A 14,812-nucleotide genomic window follows, 5' to 3' on the forward strand; every position below is an offset into this window, starting at 1 on the left:
GGTGCTATCCATATCCAGAACGTAAATGCCTATCACAGCCGTTACAAGGGATGGGTCAGTCGATTTCATGGCGTGGCGAGCCATTATCTTCCCAACTATTTGGGCTGGCATTGGGCTGTTGATCGGAACCGTGTCGCCAGCCCAGAAGATTTTCTCAGCTCTGCCGTGGGGCGCTTCCCACACTTAACGGGGACATAGCCTTTCAAAAAAGCCCATGGCGTCGTTGTGGCGCCTGGCCGTGCTGGCGCACTGTCTTCGGCGCCACGCCTCGCCATGGTCATGTTGAAACAACTTCTAAGTCTGTGGCCTACTCCTGGTCGAGCGGATCGACCGGGGGGGCGGCGGGGATGGTGTATTTTTCCTCGGCCCAGGCGCCCAGGTCGATTTTCTTGCAGCGTTCCGAGCAGAACGGGCGGAATGTGTTCTCCGGCTTCCATTCCACTTTGGCGCCGCAGGTGGGGCAATCTACAACGGTCATAGCGATCAATTAAAAATTACAGAGCGTGAGCTCGAATGGTACATCGTCTTCCAGCGGCTTGGGCTTGAGGTCGCCGCCCTGGGTGGTGAAGCGCACCCACAGCATGTACTTGTTGGCCGAGATTTCGGGGATGGCGCCCAGGGTTTCGTCCAGCGTCAGGCGCAGCATCTGGTACACCTTGCCCTGCAACATCTGCTGGTAGCTGCCGGCCGCGGCGATCATCTTGACCGGGCCGCCCGAGTCGCGCAGCAGGCGCAGTACCAGGGCCAGCGCGTCGAACAGGGGTGCCAGCGGGGCGAACCAGTTGGCGATGTCGTTGAAGCGCTGTTCGGCGCTGCGCTGCTGCCACGCGTAGTAGGACGGCAAATCGAATTCGCAGGCGCCGCCGGGGATGATGGTGCGGCCGCGGATCGACATCAGCCATTCATTGTCGCGCACGTTCTGCCCGGTCTTGCCCTGGGCCGCCACCAGCGCGCCGCTGACGGTATCGAGCTCGCCCAGGATGGCATCCAGCGTTTCGGTCTGGACGTTGGGATTCATGCGGTAGCCCAGCAGGCTCTGGCGCTGGCGTTCCAGCTCTTGCAGCAGGTCCGACTTGAGGTCGGCCCGTCCCGCCACTTCCAGCATGTCGAAGATGGTGGCCAGCGCGACGTGGTGCTGCATCGGGTGTTCTTGATGCACGAAGAACTTGAATTTCTCGTACAGGTCCTCCAACCGCAACAGGGTACGTATGCGTTCGTTGAAAGGATATTCGTAGACGATCAAAATAACATCCCTCTATGTGTGGACCCGCTGATAATCCCGTGATTTTGAAGCAAGCGAAGCAAAATTACAAACGTTGCGGCCCGTTTGGCGCGATTCCGGTCGAAAAAGTCAAATATAACTGGTGCAGGCGGTCGATTTGGGGCACCAGCGCGTCCAGGCCGGCGTCGTTGGTGATCACGTCGTCGGCCGCGTCCAGCCGTTGCTGGCGCGTGGCCTGTGCCGCCATGATGGCCCGCACTTGCGCTTCTGGCAAGTGGTTGCGCGCCATCACGCGGGCGACCTGAACCGTTTCCGGGCAGTCGACCGCAAGCACGCGCGCCACCCGCCCACGCCAGGCGCCCGATTCCACCAGCAGCGGGATGGCCAGCATCACGTAGCAGCCGCTGGCGGCGGCCGTGGCCGCCTCGGTGGCGGCCCGGATGCGCGGGTGCAAAATGGCTTCCAGCTTGCGCTTGGCGGCGGCGTCGGCGAACACCAGCTGGCGCATGCGGGCCCGGTCCAGCGCGCCGTTGGCATCGGCGTACTCGGGGCCGAACTGGGCCACGATGTCGGCCATGGCGGCGGCGCCGGGCGCCGTCAGGCTGTGGGCGATCTGGTCGGTGTCGACGATGGTCACGCCGCGCGCGGCGAACAGCTCGGCCACCGTGCTCTTGCCGCTGCCGATACCGCCCGTCAGGCCCACCGTGAAGCGTGGCTGGCTGCCCATGTCAGCCCAGCAGGCCGGACGTGAAGCCCGACAGTTGTTTGTCGCACAGCAGGGCGATCAGGCCGGCCGCTGCCAGGTAGGGGCCGAACGGGATCGGGTTGTGGCGGCCGTGGCGTGCGAACACGATCAGGCAGATGCCGACCACGGCGCCCACCACGGACGACAGCAGGATGATGGCCGGCAGCATGGTCCAGCCCATCCACGCGCCCAGCGCGGCCAGCAGCTTGAAGTCGCCATAACCCATGCCTTCCTTGCCCGTGGCCAGCTTGAACAGCCAGTAGATCGACCACAGCGCCAGATAGCCGGCCGCCGCGCCGATGACGGCGTCCTGCAGCGGCACGAAGGTGGCGTTGATGTTGAGCAGCAGGCCGGCCCACAACAGCGGGAAGGTGAGGTCGTCGGGCAGCATCTGGGTGTCGAAGTCGATGAAGGTCATGGCCACCAGCGCACAGACGAAGAAGATGGCGGCCAGGCCGGCCCAGCCGCTGCCGAAGTGCCACACCATCACGCCCGACAGCACGGCCGTCAGCAATTCCACGGCCGGGTAGCGGGCCGAGATGGGCGCCTTGCAGGCGCTGCACTTGCCGCCCTGGATCAGGTAGCTCAGCACCGGGATGTTTTCCATCGCCGTGATCTGGTGGCCGCAGTGGGGGCAGGCCGAACGGGGCACGATCAGGTTGTAGCGGTCCGTGTGGGGCGGTTCCTTGCCGCTTTCCGTGGCCACGTAGTTGTCCGATTCGCGCTGCATCATTTTCGGCAGGCGGTGGATGACGACATTGAGGAAACTGCCGAACATCAGGCCGAACAGGCTGGCGATCAGGCTGACGACGAGGTTGGCGGGCGGGGCGAAGAACAGGGTAGTTTGCACGATGGAGTGTTGCGCCCTGGGGGCGTCGTTATTGTCACGGGGCCAGTGTAATGCATTCCTGGGCCGATGGGGATGGCGGCGGGGCCGGCGCGCGGCCCCAGGCCACCGTCACACCACGGAGCCGAGCTTGAAGATGGGCAGGTACATGGCGATCACCAGGCCGCCGATCAGCACGCCCAGGATCACCATGATCATCGGTTCCATCAGGCTCGACAGCGAAGCGACGGCGTCATCGACTTCCTCCTCGTAGAAGTCGGCCACCTTGCCCAGCATGGCGTCGAGCGAACCGGATTCCTCGCCGATGGCGATCATCTGCGTCACCATGTTGGGGAACACTTCCGCGTTCTGCATGGCCACCGTCAGGCTGGTGCCGGTGCTGACCTCGCTCTGGATGCGGCGCGTGGCGTCCAGGTAGACGGCGTTGCCGGCCGCGCCGCCCACGGAATCGAGCGATTCGACCAGCGGCACGCCGGCCGCGAACATGGTCGACAGGGTACGGGTCCAGCGCGCGATGGTGGCCTTGCGGATCACGTCGCCGAACACGGGCAGTTTGAGCAAGGTGATATCCATGAAGCGCTGTACCTTGGGCGAGCGTTGCCAGGCGCGGAAAAAGAAGTACAGGCCGCCGAACAGGCCGCCGAAGATCACGTACCACCACTTGACGAAAAATTCCGAGATCGCCATCACGGCCAGCGTGGGCGCCGGCAGGTCGGCGCCGAAGCTCTTGAACACTTCCTTGAAGGCCGGCACCACCCAGATCATGATCACGGCCGTGACGATGAAGGCCACGGCCAGGATGGACACCGGGTACATCAGGGCCGACTTGATCTTGGCCTTCATGGCCAAGGTCTTTTCCTTGTAGATGGCGAGCCGGGTCAGCAAGTCCTCCAGGATACCGGCCTGTTCGCCGGCGCCCACCAGGTTGCAGAACAGCGGGTCGAAATACAGGGGGAACTTGCGGAACGCCTGGTTCAGGCTGGTGCCGGTCTCGATATCGGCCCGCAAGTCCAGCACCAGCTTGGACACGGACGGGTTGGCGTGGCCCTTGCCGACGATGTCGAACGATTGCAGCAGCGGCACGCCGGCCTTCATCATGGTGGCCAGCTGGCGCGTGAACAGGGAGATATCCTTGTCCGTCACTTTCTTGCCGCTGCGGTAGACCTTCTTCTTGACCTTGGTGACCATGATGCCCTGGCGGCGCAAGGTGACGTTGACGACGGCCTCGCCGCCGGCGCGCAGCTCGCCGCGCACGGTCTTGCCGGTCTTGTCCTTGCCTTCCCAGGTGAAGATGGATTCCTTGATCGGGGTGCCGCTCGATGTGGCCATGGTCGCTTTCCTATTCGTTGGTGCAGCCGAGTACTTCTTCCAGGCTGGTCAGGCCGCTCTTGACCTTGACCAGGCCGGACTGGCGCAGCGACTTCACGCCTTCGGCCTCGGACTGGGCCGCGATCTGCATGGCGTTGCCGCTGGCCAGGATCAGCGCTTCGATGGCCGGGGTGATGGGCATGATCTGGTAGATGCCGACCCGGCCCTTGTAGCCGCCGCCGTTGCAGCGTTCGCAGCCGACCGGGCCGTACGGTTTCCAGCTGCCGTCCAGCTCCTCGGGCTGGAAGCCGGCCTTGATCAGCAGCTCCGGCGAAATGTCGACCGGCTGCTTGCAGGTGCACAGCCGGCGCGCCAGGCGCTGGGCCGTGATCAGGATCACGGACGAGGCGATGTTGAACGGCGCCACCCCCATGTTCATCAAACGGGTCAGCGTGGACGGGGCATCGTTGGTGTGCAGCGTGGAGAACACCATGTGGCCGGTCTGGGCCGCCTTGATGGCGATGTCGGCCGTCTCCAGGTCGCGGATCTCGCCGACCATGATGATGTCCGGGTCCTGCCGCAGGAACGATTTCAGGGCCACGGGAAAGGTCAGGCCAGCCTTGTCGTTGACGTTGACCTGGTTCACGCCGGGCAGGTTGATCTCGGCCGGGTCCTCGGCCGTGGAGATGTTGATGCCGGGCTTGTTGATCACGTTCAAACAGGTGTACAGCGACACCGTCTTGCCCGAACCGGTGGGGCCGGTCACCAGCACCATGCCGTAGGGGCGGTGGATGGCGTCGAGCAGCAGCGCCTTCTGGTCCGGATCGTAGCCGAGCGCGTCGATGCCCATCTGGGCCTGGGTGGCGTCCAGGATACGCATCACGGTCTTCTCGCCGAACAGCGTGGGCAGGGTCGAGATGCGCAGGTCGATGGTCTTGGTGGGCGACACGATCAGGCGCATGCGGCCATCCTGCGGGATACGCTTTTCCGAGATGTCGAGCTTGGCCAGCACCTTGATGCGCGACACCAGCTTTTCCTTGATCGAGATGGGCGGCTGGGCATGTTCGATCAGCACGCCGTCGACGCGGAAGCGGATCCGGTAGAACTTCTCGAACGGCTCGAAGTGCAAGTCGGAGGCGCCCATGTTGACGGCATCCATCAGCATCTTGTTGAGGAAGCGCACGATGGGGGCGTCTTCCACTTCGCTGGCGGCCTGGTCGGCCGCAGCCGTGGTGACCGGATTGTCCTCCTCGGCGAACTGGATATCCTGTTCCTCGCCGGCCAGCTCGTTGATGCTCTGCTCGGCGCTCTTGCTGAGCGCGGCCAGCAGCTTGAGCAGCGCGTCGTGGGCCACGATGACCGGCTCCACGGCCGACTCGGTCTGGAACTTGATCTGGTCCAGGGCCTGGGTGTTGGTGGGGTCGGAGATGGCCACCGACATCTTGTTGCCCCGTTTGGCCAGCGCCACCACGCGCTGGGTGTACATCAGCTTGCCGTCGATGGCCTTGGGCGGCAGCGCCTCCAGGTTCAAACAGGCCAGGTCGATCAGCGGATAGCCATAGGTGTCGGCGCAAAACGAGGCCAGCGTGGGGGCGTCGATGGTGCCGCTGGTGAGCACGGTGTCGATGAAGGGCAGCTTCTCGGCCAGCGATTTTTTTTGCAGCGCCTCCGCCTGCTGGGCGCTCAGGCGTCCGGCTTGCATCAGGGCGCGGGCCAGCCCCGGCAAGGAGGTGCTGGGCGCCGCGTTGGGGAGGACTGCTGCCATAAGAGCGCGCTGTAAGGATTAGGGTCGGGAACGTGGAGCGGACAGGGGCAGCCTGGCCCTCAACTACCCGTCGGATAATGCCTCTAGGAAGCTAGTTTGTAAAGCAATTCGTTGCCGTGCGGCAACAAGGCACTTTGCGAACCGGCCGCATCGTTGCGCCCACGGGGCAGGGCGCCCGCAACGGCGGGGTTGCGGCCGTTCTGCTCAGGAAGCGCGCTTGCTGTTCGGACGTATCAATTTCACCACTTTGATCGACTGGTGCTGCACTTGCACCACCTCGATCACGCACTGGCCGATCTTGACGCTGATGGGCGATTCTGGAATTTCCTGCAACAATTCCAGCATCATCCCATTCAGGGTTTTCGGCCCGTCCAGTGGGAAGTTTAATCCCAGACGCTTGTTAATGTCACGTAATGCCGTCGCGCCTTCCAGCAGGCATTCGCCGTGCTCGTTCCAGTCGAAGCTGTCGGCGCGGGCCGCGCCGGGCATGGAGGTGGTGAACTCGCCTATCATCTCCTCGATGATGTCGTCCAGCGTGACCAGGCCCTGCACTTCGCCATATTCGTCGACGATGATGCCGAGCCGCTCGCGGTTTTCCTGGAAATATTGCAATTGCGTGAACACGCGCGTGTCCTGCGGGATGAAGTAGGGCGCCGTCAGCAGGGCGCGGAAATGCTCGACCGTCAATTCCTGCTCCTGGTTGAGCAGGGCCATGGCCTTGCGCACGTGCAGGATGCCGACGATCTGGTTGATCTCGCCTTCGTAGACGGGCAGCTTGTTGTGGTAGCAGGTGGCCAGTTCGTGCTTGATCTCGTCCACCGGCAAGGTCAGGTCCAGCGCCTCGATCTGCGAGCGCGGCGTCATGATGTCCTCGACCGAGATGGTTTCCAGGTCAAACAGGTTGAGCAGGATGCTCTTGTGCTTTTGCGGGATGAAGTTGCCCCCTTCGAGCACGATGGAGCGCAGTTCCTCGGGCGACAGGCGGGCGTCGTGCTGGTGCGCGCCATCCTTGATGCGCAGTGGTTTCAGCACCAGGCTGACGAACAGGTTGACGAACCAGATCAGCGGCTTGGCGATTGCCATCAGCGGCTTCAGCACCATGCTGGTGGGCAGCGCGATCTTTTCCGGGTAGGTGGCGCCGATCACCTTGGGCGAGATTTCCGCGAACACGATCAACAGGAAGGCCACCACGCTGGTGGAGATGGTGATCACGTTGTCGTCGTGGCCGAAGGTGTCGATGGCGATGGCCGTCACCAGCGCCGTGGCCATGGCGTTGATCAGGGTGTTGGCGATCAGCACCAGCGACAGCAGCTTGTCGGTGCGCTCGAGCAGCCACAGCGTGGTGCTGGCGCTACGGCTGCCCCGCTTGGCCAGGTGGCGCAAGCGGTGGCGGTTGGCCGCCATCAGGGCCGTTTCCGCCATCGCGAAAAAGGCTGAACACAGTATCAGGAGAGCGAGCGCGAGTAATTGCACCCAGAACGGCACGGTATCCAAGGGTCACCGTCAAGAATCTTGCATGGGGAAACTGGCCGGCATACAGCGGCGCGGGGCCAGGGCGGGTTGGCCCGGAACGCGGCCATGGAGTTCTGGATTTTAAGGCAAGGGCGATGGTGATGCAAGTTTGCCAGCGCCCCGTTGGCCGGCCCTGGCCGGACGGAGCGTGGCCCAGTGGCGCGCGCCGCCGGTGGCCATGCCCAGTCCGGCCACAAACCACACGGCCGGCGCGAACACATGGAAGGCGGTAAAGGTGCCTGGCTGGGTGCCCTTGCCGCCCGTCACGGCATGGCCGTTTCCTCCGGCTGCGCCTGCTTGTCCAGCGGCAGCACCACGCGGAACACGGAGCCCTTGCCCACCTCGCTGCGCACGTCGATGCGCCCGCCATGCTTTTGCACGATGCCATACGATAGCGACAAGCCCAGCCCCGTGCCCTTGCCGACCGGCTTGGTGGTGAAGAACGGTTCGAAGATGCGCCCCAGCAGTTCGGGCGCAATGCCGCTGCCGCTGTCCTCCACCTCGACCCACACGTGGCCGTCGGCGCCGCCGGTGCGCACCGTGATGCGGCCCCGGTCCTCGATGGCGTGGGCGGCGTTGACGAGCAGGTTCATGAACACCTGGTTCAGCTGCGACGGGAAGCACGTCACCTGGGCGATGCCGCCATATTCCTTGATCACCTCGGCCTTGTACTTGATCTCGTTCCACACCACGTTGAGCGTGCTGTCGAGCCCCTGTTCCAGGTTGGCCAGCACCAGGCCGCTGCTGTCCACATGCGAAAAATACTTCAAGTCCTGCACGATGCGCATCACCCGTTCCAGTCCCTCGCGCGATTCGTTGAGCAGGTTGCCCAGGTCTTCGCGCAGGAAGTCGGCGTCGATTTCCTGCTTCAGCCGTTCGACGGCGGCCAGTTGGTCGGGCGACAGCGCGGCCGCGCCTTCCTCGTAGGCGTCGAGCAGGCGCAGCATGTCGCGCCCGTACTGCTGCAGCGCGTTCAGGTTGGAATTGACGAAGGCGATCGGGTTGTTGATCTCGTGCGCCACGCCGGCGGCCAGCACCCCGATCGAGGCCATCTTCTCCGATTGCAGCAGCTGGTTCTGGGCTTCATTCAGTTTGCGGATCAGCTCCTGCTGGCACGCTTTTTCCGTCTCCAGCGTGGCGTTGGCCCGTTGCAGGTCGGCCGTGCGGCTCAGCACGCGCGCTTCGAGCTGGTCGCGCGATTCGCGCAGGGCCGCCTCGGCCCGCTGACGTTCCGTGATGTCCGTGTAGCTGTACACCCGGCCCACGATGCGCTCGCCCAGGTACTGCGGGCGCGAACGGCATTCGAACACGCGCCCGTCGAGCAGGCGCAGCAAGTGCTCGGTCTCGTCCTCGCTGACCACGGCGCTCAGCAGCGTGCGGCACAGCGTGCTCTCGGCCACCTGGGCCGACAGGAAGGCCAGGATGGCGGCGTCGTCGCGCGCGTCCAGCAGCGCTGCCGGCACGCCCCACATATTGCTGAACAGCCGGTTCATGCTGGCGATCTTGCCCTGCCAGTCCAGCACCAGGATGCCGTTGCCGGTCGATTCGAGCGTGGCGCGCAGTTGCGACAAGGTCTGTTCCAGCACTTCCTCCACCTGGCGCTCGTGGCGGATGTCGCGCGCCTGCACCAGCAGCAGCGGCGCGCCCTCGTGCTCGATCACGCGCACCGACTTGGCCACCGTGAGCATGCTGGCGTCGGCGCAGCGGTATTCGCCTTCCTGGGCTTCAATGTCCTGGTACAGGCCGTTGCGCACGTCCTCCCAGTAGAACACGTCCGGCAGCGAGCTTTCGATGTCGGTGATGGCCATGCCGGGCAGGGCGTCCTCCGGGTAGCCCAGCGTTTGCGCCACGCCGCGGTTGGCGCCGATGATGCGCAGGCTGTGCGGCTCGACCAGCAGCATCATGTGCGGGCTGTGGTCGAGCATCAGTTGCTGGAGGCTGCGGCGGTTCATGAGGCGGCAGCCCCCTGGCCCGCCTTGCTGGCGTCGAAGTAGTAGCTGACCCGCTTGCGCGGGCTCAGGTACAGCAGCACGTCCTGCGGCACTTGCGCCGGCTTGAGCGACTTGACGATGTTCAGGCCCGTTTCGCGCTCCATGTCCACCAGGATGGCCTCGTGCTTGGGCACGGCCGCGTCGTAGATGACGACGATCGGTTTCATCGGCTTGCTGGTGTTGACGGTGGCCACCATGCCCAGCACGCCGTTGGACAACTGCACCACGGTGCCGGGCGGGTACACGCCCAGGCAGCGGATGAAAATTTGCAGCAGCTTGGGGTCGAACTTGTCGCGCTGGCGGGCGAACATCAGCGACAGCGCGTCGTGCGGGGTGAGGGCGGCGCCCAGGTGGGTCGGGTTGCACAGTTCGTCGTAATGGTCGGCGATGGCGACGATGCGGGCCAGCACGTTGATGGCCTCGCCTTTGAGCGCGCGCGGATAGCCGCTGCCGTCGTACAGCTCGTGGTGGTCGCGGATGATGGCGGCCACGGCCGGCGCCAGCGCCAGCTCCTGCGCCATCTCGGCGCCGTACTGGCAGTGCAGCTGGTAGGCGTTCTGTTCAGCGCGGGTGAGCGCCTCGGGCTTGTTGAGGATCTTGTCGGACACCTTCTTGTGGCCGATGTCGTGCAGCAGCGCGCCCATGCCCAGCATGGAGATCACGGCGTGGGGCAACTGGATGTCGCGCGCGATCATCATGGCCAGCATGGTCACGTTGAGTGAATGCAGGTACAGTTCCTCGCCACCGACCTTGTCGCCCATCACGTGGATCGCCAGTTCCGGCGCGCACAGGATGGAATCGACGATCTGCGTGACGAGCTGGCTGGCCTGCGCCACGCTGGCGGCCGGATTGCTGAACAGGTTGGTTTCGATGGAACGGATGGTGCGGGCCGCGTCGAGGAAGGCTTTTTCGATCTGCCCGGCCTGCTCGCGCTGCTGGTTGATGCGCTCGACCATGGCGCGCTTGGCTTGCTGCATGGCCGGCAGGGCCGGCGCCGGGGCCGGCGCGCTGGCGGCCGCGGCGCCGTCGGCGGCCACGCCAGCGCCGGCCGCCGGTCCCGGCGTGGCGCCCGGGTCGCTCAGGGCCGGGCTGATGCGCACCGTGCGCAAGCCCAGGCCGCGCAGCACCTGGATCTGGTCCTCGTCCTTGATCTTGAAGTGGCTGAACGCAAACGGATGCTCGAACCACTTCAAGTCCAGGTGCACGTACAGGCCCACCCGCAATTGGTCGATCGAGATTTCGGCTTGGTCGAGCATGATATCGCTGATCCCCCGGAGTCCGTAACTTTCGGCATGAAAGCGTCTCGCCACTGGCGGTGGCGGCTTGCTGATCTACATCATGCTACGGAATCGGGATTTGTGCACCAGAGAATCGGACCATTCTTGACCGGAAGTTGGCGTGCGACAACATCCAGCGGCGCGCCGCCCGTGGTGATTGATGCTATCAAACCGCTAGCGTTGCGCGCGGGTCGCACCGGCCGGCGCGCGCGGGGCGGGGCAGGGCGCTCAGCTGCCGCGGTAAGTGGAATAGGCCCAGGGCGATACCACCAGCGGCACGTGGTAGTTCTGATCCACGCTGGCGATGCCGAACGCCAGCGTCACCCGGTCGATGAAGCGGGGCGTGGGCAGCTCCACGCCTTGCGCGGCGAAGTAGTCGCCCGCGTCGAACACCAGCTCGTACTGGCCGACCTGCATGGCGTCGCCCTCGAGCAGCGGCGCGCAACGGCCGTCGGCGTTGGTGACGTCCGTTTTCAGCAAGGTCTTGCCGGCCGGTCCGACGGCGTACAGCGCCACTTTCACGCCGGCCCCAGGCTTGCCGACGGTGATGTCGAGCACGTGCGTACTGAGCTTACCCATGGTTTCTCCTCCATATATGTTTGGGTGGTGGTGTCTATGTAGCAAATCATATACTGGGGCTGGCGGAGCAATATATGATGCGCCATATATCCTTCATTGCCCCTCTTTCCCTTTGACTGACGATGACAACTTACGATCACTACCCGCGCGACATGATCGGCTACGGCCGCACCCCACCGCACGCCAACTGGCCGGGCAAGGCCAGGGTGGCGCTGCAGTTCGTGCTCAATTACGAGGAGGGCGGCGAGAACAACGTGCTGCATGGCGATCCGGCGTCGGAAACCTTCCTGTCGGAGATCATCGGCGCGGCCGCGTTCACCAACCGCCACCTGAGCATGGAATCGATCTACGAGTACGGCTCGCGGGCCGGCCTGTGGCGGCTGTTGCGCATGTTCGAGGAGCGCAAGCTGCCGCTGACCATCTTCGGCGTGGCCATGGCGCTCAAGCGCAACCCGGAGGCGGTGGCCGCGTTCCAGCAACTGGGCCACGAAATCGCCTGCCACGGCCTGCGCTGGATCTCGTACCAGAACATGGACGAGGCCACGGAACGGGCCCACATGCGCGAAGCGGTGGCCATCATCAAGGAGCTGACCGGCGCCGCGCCGCAAGGCTGGTACACGGGCCGCGATTCGCCCAACACGCGCAAGCTGGTGGTGGAGCACGGCGGCTTCCGCTACGACGCCGATTATTACGGCGACGACCTGCCATTCTGGCAAAAGGTGGACTACACGGACGCCAGCGGCCAGCCGGCCGTGGCGCCGCAACTGATCGTGCCCTACACGCTCGATACCAACGACATGCGCTTCGCCGCCATGCAGGGCTTTAACTCGGGCACCCAGTTCTTCGACTACCTGAAGGACGCGTTCGACGTGCTGTACGCGGAAGGCGACCCCAATGGCCTGAACCAGCCCAAGATGTTGTCGATCGGCCTGCACTGCCGCCTGGTGGGCCGCCCGGCCCGCGCCGCCGCGCTGGCGCGCTTTCTCGACTACGTGCAAAGCCACGAACACGTGTGGATCACGCGCCGCATCGACATCGCCGAGCACTGGCACGCGCATCATCCGTTCCAGGGCTGAGCACGCGCGCGTAATGGCTTGCGGCCGGCCCAATCGCGCCGATTCGGGCGTATGATGGCGTAGTCTGCCCGGCCCGGCCGGGCATCGCCGCCGCGGGCAGCCAGCCTGGCTGCCTGCCACTTTCACGCACACCGCGTCTGAAAGGAGCCCGCCATGAACTACGCCGGCGCGAACGAACGCCACGCCACGGCATGGACCGCCGTGGGCTTGCCCAGCGCCCATGAATCGGCCCGGCTGCACGTGCTGGGCAAAGCCACCTACACCGACGACATGCCCGAACTCCAGGGCACGCTGCACGCGGCGCTGGGCTTGTCGGCGCGGGCCCACGCCAGCATCGTCGCGCTGGACCTGGCCCCGGTGCTGGCCGCGCCCGGCGTGGTGGCCGCCTACACGGCGCGCGACTTCCCCGGCGTGAACGAGTGCGGCCCCATCGTCCACGACGATCCCATCCTGGCCGACGGCGAAGTGCTGTACCTGGGCCAGCCCCTGTTCGTGGTGGTGGCCGACAGCCACGACAACGCCCGCCGCGCGGCGCGCCGCGCCGCCGTCACCTACGCCGATCTTCCCGCCATCTTCACCCCGCAGCAGGCGCGCGCCGCACGCGCGCACGTGCTGCCGCCCATGCTGCTGCAGCGGGGCGACTGCCAGGCGGCGCTGGACCTGGCGCTGCACAAGGTGCGCGGCCGGCTGTTCGTTGGCGGCCAGGAGCACTTCTACCTGGAAGGCCAGGTGGCCTACGCCATCCCGCGCGAGGAGCAGTGCCTGCTGGTGCACTGCTCGACCCAGCACCCGAGCGAGATGCAGCACGTGCTGGCCCACGCGCTGGCCTTGCCGGCGCACCAGGTGCAGGTGGAATGCCGGCGCATGGGCGGCGGCTTTGGCGGCAAGGAATCGCAGTCGGCGCTGTGGGCGGCGCTGGCCGGGCTGGCCGCGCACCGGCTGCAGCGCCCGGTCAAGCTGCGCGCCGACCGCGACGACGACATGCTCGTCACCGGCAAGCGCCACTGCTTCTACTACGAATACGAGGCCGGCTACGACGCCGACGGGCGCATCCTGGCCGCGCGCGTGGACATGACCCTGCGGGCCGGGTATTCGGCCGACCTGTCGGGCCCCGTCGCCACGCGCGCCGTGTGCCACTTCGATAACGCCTACTACCTGTCGGACGTGGAGATACGCGCCGCCTGCGGCAGGACCAACACCCAGTCCAACACGGCCTTCCGCGGCTTTGGCGGGCCGCAGGGCGCGCTCGCCATCGAATGCATCATCGACGACATCGCGCGCCACCTGGGCGTCGATCCGCTCGATGTGCGGCGCCGCAATTTCTACGGCATCACGGAGCGCAACGTCACGCCGTACGGCCAGACCATCGTCGACAATGTGATCGCCGACCTGGTGGCCGACCTGGAGCAGGGCAGCGACTACCGCGTGCGCCGCGCCGCCAGCGCCCAGTTCAACGCACGCAGTCCGGTGCTGAAGAAGGGCATCGCGCTCACGCCCGTCAAGTTCGGCATCGCCTTCAACGTCACGCATTTGAACCAGGCGGGCGCGCTGGTGCACGTGTACGCGGACGGCTCGGTGCTGGTCAACCACGGCGGCACGGAGATGGGGCAGGGCATCAACACCAAGGTGATGCAGGTGGTGGCGCACGAACTGGGACTGGACCTGAACCGCGTGCGCATGACGGCCACCGACACGGCCAAGGTGCCCAACACCTCGGCCACGGCCGCCTCCACCGGCGCGGACCTGAATGGCAAGGCGGCGCAGGAGGCGGCGCGCCGCATCCGCGAGCGGCTGGCCGTGCTGGCCTCGTGCCTGTATGGCGGCGGCGCCGCCGCCGTGCGCTTCGCCGGCAACCAGGTGCACGTGAATGGCCGGGCGTTGCCGTTCACGGCGCTGGTGCGGCAAGCCTACCTGGCGCGGGTCCAGCTGTGGTCGGACGGCTTCTACGCCACGCCCGGTTTGTACTGGGACCCCGTCACCATGCAGGGCCACCCGTTCTCGTACTACGCGTATGGCGCGGCCGTGTCGGAAGTGGTGGTCGATACGCTCACCGGCGAATGGAAGCTGCTGCGGGCCGACGTGCTGTACGACGCGGGCCGCTCGCTCAACCCGGCCATCGACGTGGGCCAGGTGGAGGGCGCCTTCATCCAGGGCATGGGCTGGCTGACGACGGAGGAACTGTGGTGGAACGCGGACGGGAAACTGATGACGCACGCGCCGTCCACCTACAAGATCCCCGCCATCTCGGACTGTCCGGACGAATTCCACGTGCGCCTGTACCAGAACGCCAACGTGGAGGACAGCATCCACCGCTCCAAGGCCGTGGGCGAGCCGCCGCTGCTGCTGCCGTTCTCCGTGTTCTTCGCCATCCGCGACGCCATTTCCAGCGTGGGTCAGCACCGCGTGCGCCCGCCGCTCGATGCGCCGGCCACGTGCGAGGCCATCCTGCGCGCCATCACGGCCGTGCGCACGGCCCATTGACCGGGATCG

At 65.6% G+C, this 14,812-nt stretch carries 12 protein-coding genes and 1 pseudogene; 3 read left to right on the plus strand and 10 right to left on the minus strand.

The genetic code is table 11. The features are described 5' to 3' along the window. A pseudogene (locus tag H3H36_RS26715) lies at nt 1-198 on the plus strand (hypothetical protein); the annotation flags it as partial. Nucleotides 199-307: 109 nt separating this feature from the next. On the opposite strand, the gene H3H36_RS17835 reads toward H3H36_RS26715, so the two are convergent. The 10 genes from H3H36_RS17835 to uraH all read right to left on the minus strand — a co-directional run bounded on the left by H3H36_RS17835 (nt 308) and on the right by uraH (nt 11,246). Beyond that, entirely contained in the window at nt 308-478 is a 171-nt protein-coding gene (locus tag H3H36_RS17835; RefSeq protein ID WP_182219452.1) for a DNA gyrase inhibitor YacG, read from the minus strand. 9 nt (nt 479-487) lie between these two features. Beyond that, the gene (zapD, locus tag H3H36_RS17840; protein WP_182219453.1) at nt 488-1,243 is read right to left on the minus strand and encodes a cell division protein ZapD; all 756 of its coding nucleotides are present in this window, start codon (nt 1,241-1,243) and stop codon (nt 488-490) included. A 64-nt stretch (nt 1,244-1,307) separates the two neighbouring features. Further along, nucleotides 1,308-1,949: a dephospho-CoA kinase gene (gene coaE / locus H3H36_RS17845; RefSeq protein WP_182219454.1), complete on the minus strand. Its 642-nt coding sequence runs from the start codon at nt 1,947-1,949 to the stop codon at nt 1,308-1,310. Between the two features lies 1 nt (nt 1,950). Next, nucleotides 1,951-2,817: a prepilin peptidase gene (locus tag H3H36_RS17850; RefSeq protein ID WP_375539605.1), complete on the minus strand. Its 867-nt coding sequence runs from the start codon at nt 2,815-2,817 to the stop codon at nt 1,951-1,953. A 108-nt stretch (nt 2,818-2,925) separates the two neighbouring features. Then, nucleotides 2,926-4,143 carry a type II secretion system F family protein gene (locus tag H3H36_RS17855; RefSeq protein WP_182219455.1) on the minus strand — a complete coding sequence of 406 codons (1,218 nt, stop codon included), beginning with the start codon at nt 4,141-4,143 and terminating at the stop codon, nt 2,926-2,928. A 10-nt stretch (nt 4,144-4,153) separates the two neighbouring features. Next, a complete protein-coding gene (gene pilB / locus H3H36_RS17860; protein WP_182219456.1) occupies nt 4,154-5,887 on the minus strand; it encodes a type IV-A pilus assembly ATPase PilB in 1,734 nt (577 codons plus the stop codon). A 204-nt stretch (nt 5,888-6,091) separates the two neighbouring features. Next, a complete protein-coding gene (locus H3H36_RS17865) occupies nt 6,092-7,381 on the minus strand; it encodes an HlyC/CorC family transporter (protein ID WP_182219457.1) in 1,290 nt (429 codons plus the stop codon). A gap of 281 nt (nt 7,382-7,662) precedes the next feature. Then, on the minus strand, nt 7,663-9,351 hold the full coding sequence (locus H3H36_RS17870; protein ID WP_182219458.1) for a PAS domain-containing sensor histidine kinase: 1,689 nt from the start codon (nt 9,349-9,351) through the stop codon (nt 7,663-7,665). Further along, nucleotides 9,348-10,646, minus strand: coding sequence for an HD-GYP domain-containing protein (locus H3H36_RS17875; protein ID WP_182219459.1), 1,299 nt, complete (start codon nt 10,644-10,646; stop codon nt 9,348-9,350). Before H3H36_RS17875 ends, H3H36_RS17870 begins: the two co-directional genes overlap by 4 nt. Before the next feature lie 249 nt (nt 10,647-10,895). Continuing rightward, the gene (gene uraH, locus H3H36_RS17880) at nt 10,896-11,246 is read right to left on the minus strand and encodes a hydroxyisourate hydrolase (protein ID WP_182219460.1); all 351 of its coding nucleotides are present in this window, start codon (nt 11,244-11,246) and stop codon (nt 10,896-10,898) included. A gap of 122 nt (nt 11,247-11,368) precedes the next feature. Here uraH and puuE point away from each other — a divergent pair, with 122 nt between their 5' ends. Together puuE and xdhB are read left to right on the plus strand one after the other, a co-directional pair. Continuing rightward, the gene (gene puuE / locus H3H36_RS17885) at nt 11,369-12,322 is read left to right on the plus strand and encodes an allantoinase PuuE (protein ID WP_182219461.1); all 954 of its coding nucleotides are present in this window, start codon (nt 11,369-11,371) and stop codon (nt 12,320-12,322) included. 153 nt (nt 12,323-12,475) lie between these two features. Further along, entirely contained in the window at nt 12,476-14,803 is a 2,328-nt protein-coding gene (gene xdhB, locus H3H36_RS17890; RefSeq protein WP_182219462.1) for a xanthine dehydrogenase molybdopterin binding subunit, read from the plus strand. Nucleotides 14,804-14,812 lie beyond the last annotated feature (9 nt).

Origin of the sequence: Rugamonas fusca, assembly GCF_014042365.1 — a bacterium.
GTDB lineage: Bacteria > Pseudomonadota > Gammaproteobacteria > Burkholderiales > Burkholderiaceae_D > Rugamonas > Rugamonas fusca.

Excerpts from the sequence above, each read along its gene's own strand:
- puuE (WP_182219461.1), top strand. The coding sequence starts at position 11,369 with ATGACAACTTACGATCACTACCCGCGCGACATGATCGGCTACGGCCGC.
- xdhB (WP_182219462.1), top strand. The coding sequence starts at position 12,476 with ATGAACTACGCCGGCGCGAACGAACGCCACGCCACGGCATGGACCGCC.
- H3H36_RS17870 (WP_182219458.1), bottom strand. The coding sequence starts at position 9,351 with ATGAACCGCCGCAGCCTCCAGCAACTGATGCTCGACCACAGCCCGCAC.
- pilB (WP_182219456.1), bottom strand. The coding sequence starts at position 5,887 with ATGGCAGCAGTCCTCCCCAACGCGGCGCCCAGCACCTCCTTGCCGGGG.
- H3H36_RS17875 (WP_182219459.1), bottom strand. The coding sequence starts at position 10,646 with ATGCTCGACCAAGCCGAAATCTCGATCGACCAATTGCGGGTGGGCCTG.
- coaE (WP_182219454.1), bottom strand. The coding sequence starts at position 1,949 with ATGGGCAGCCAGCCACGCTTCACGGTGGGCCTGACGGGCGGTATCGGC.
- H3H36_RS17855 (WP_182219455.1), bottom strand. The coding sequence starts at position 4,143 with ATGGCCACATCGAGCGGCACCCCGATCAAGGAATCCATCTTCACCTGG.
- uraH (WP_182219460.1), bottom strand. The coding sequence starts at position 11,246 with ATGGGTAAGCTCAGTACGCACGTGCTCGACATCACCGTCGGCAAGCCT.
- H3H36_RS17835 (WP_182219452.1), bottom strand. The coding sequence starts at position 478 with ATGACCGTTGTAGATTGCCCCACCTGCGGCGCCAAAGTGGAATGGAAG.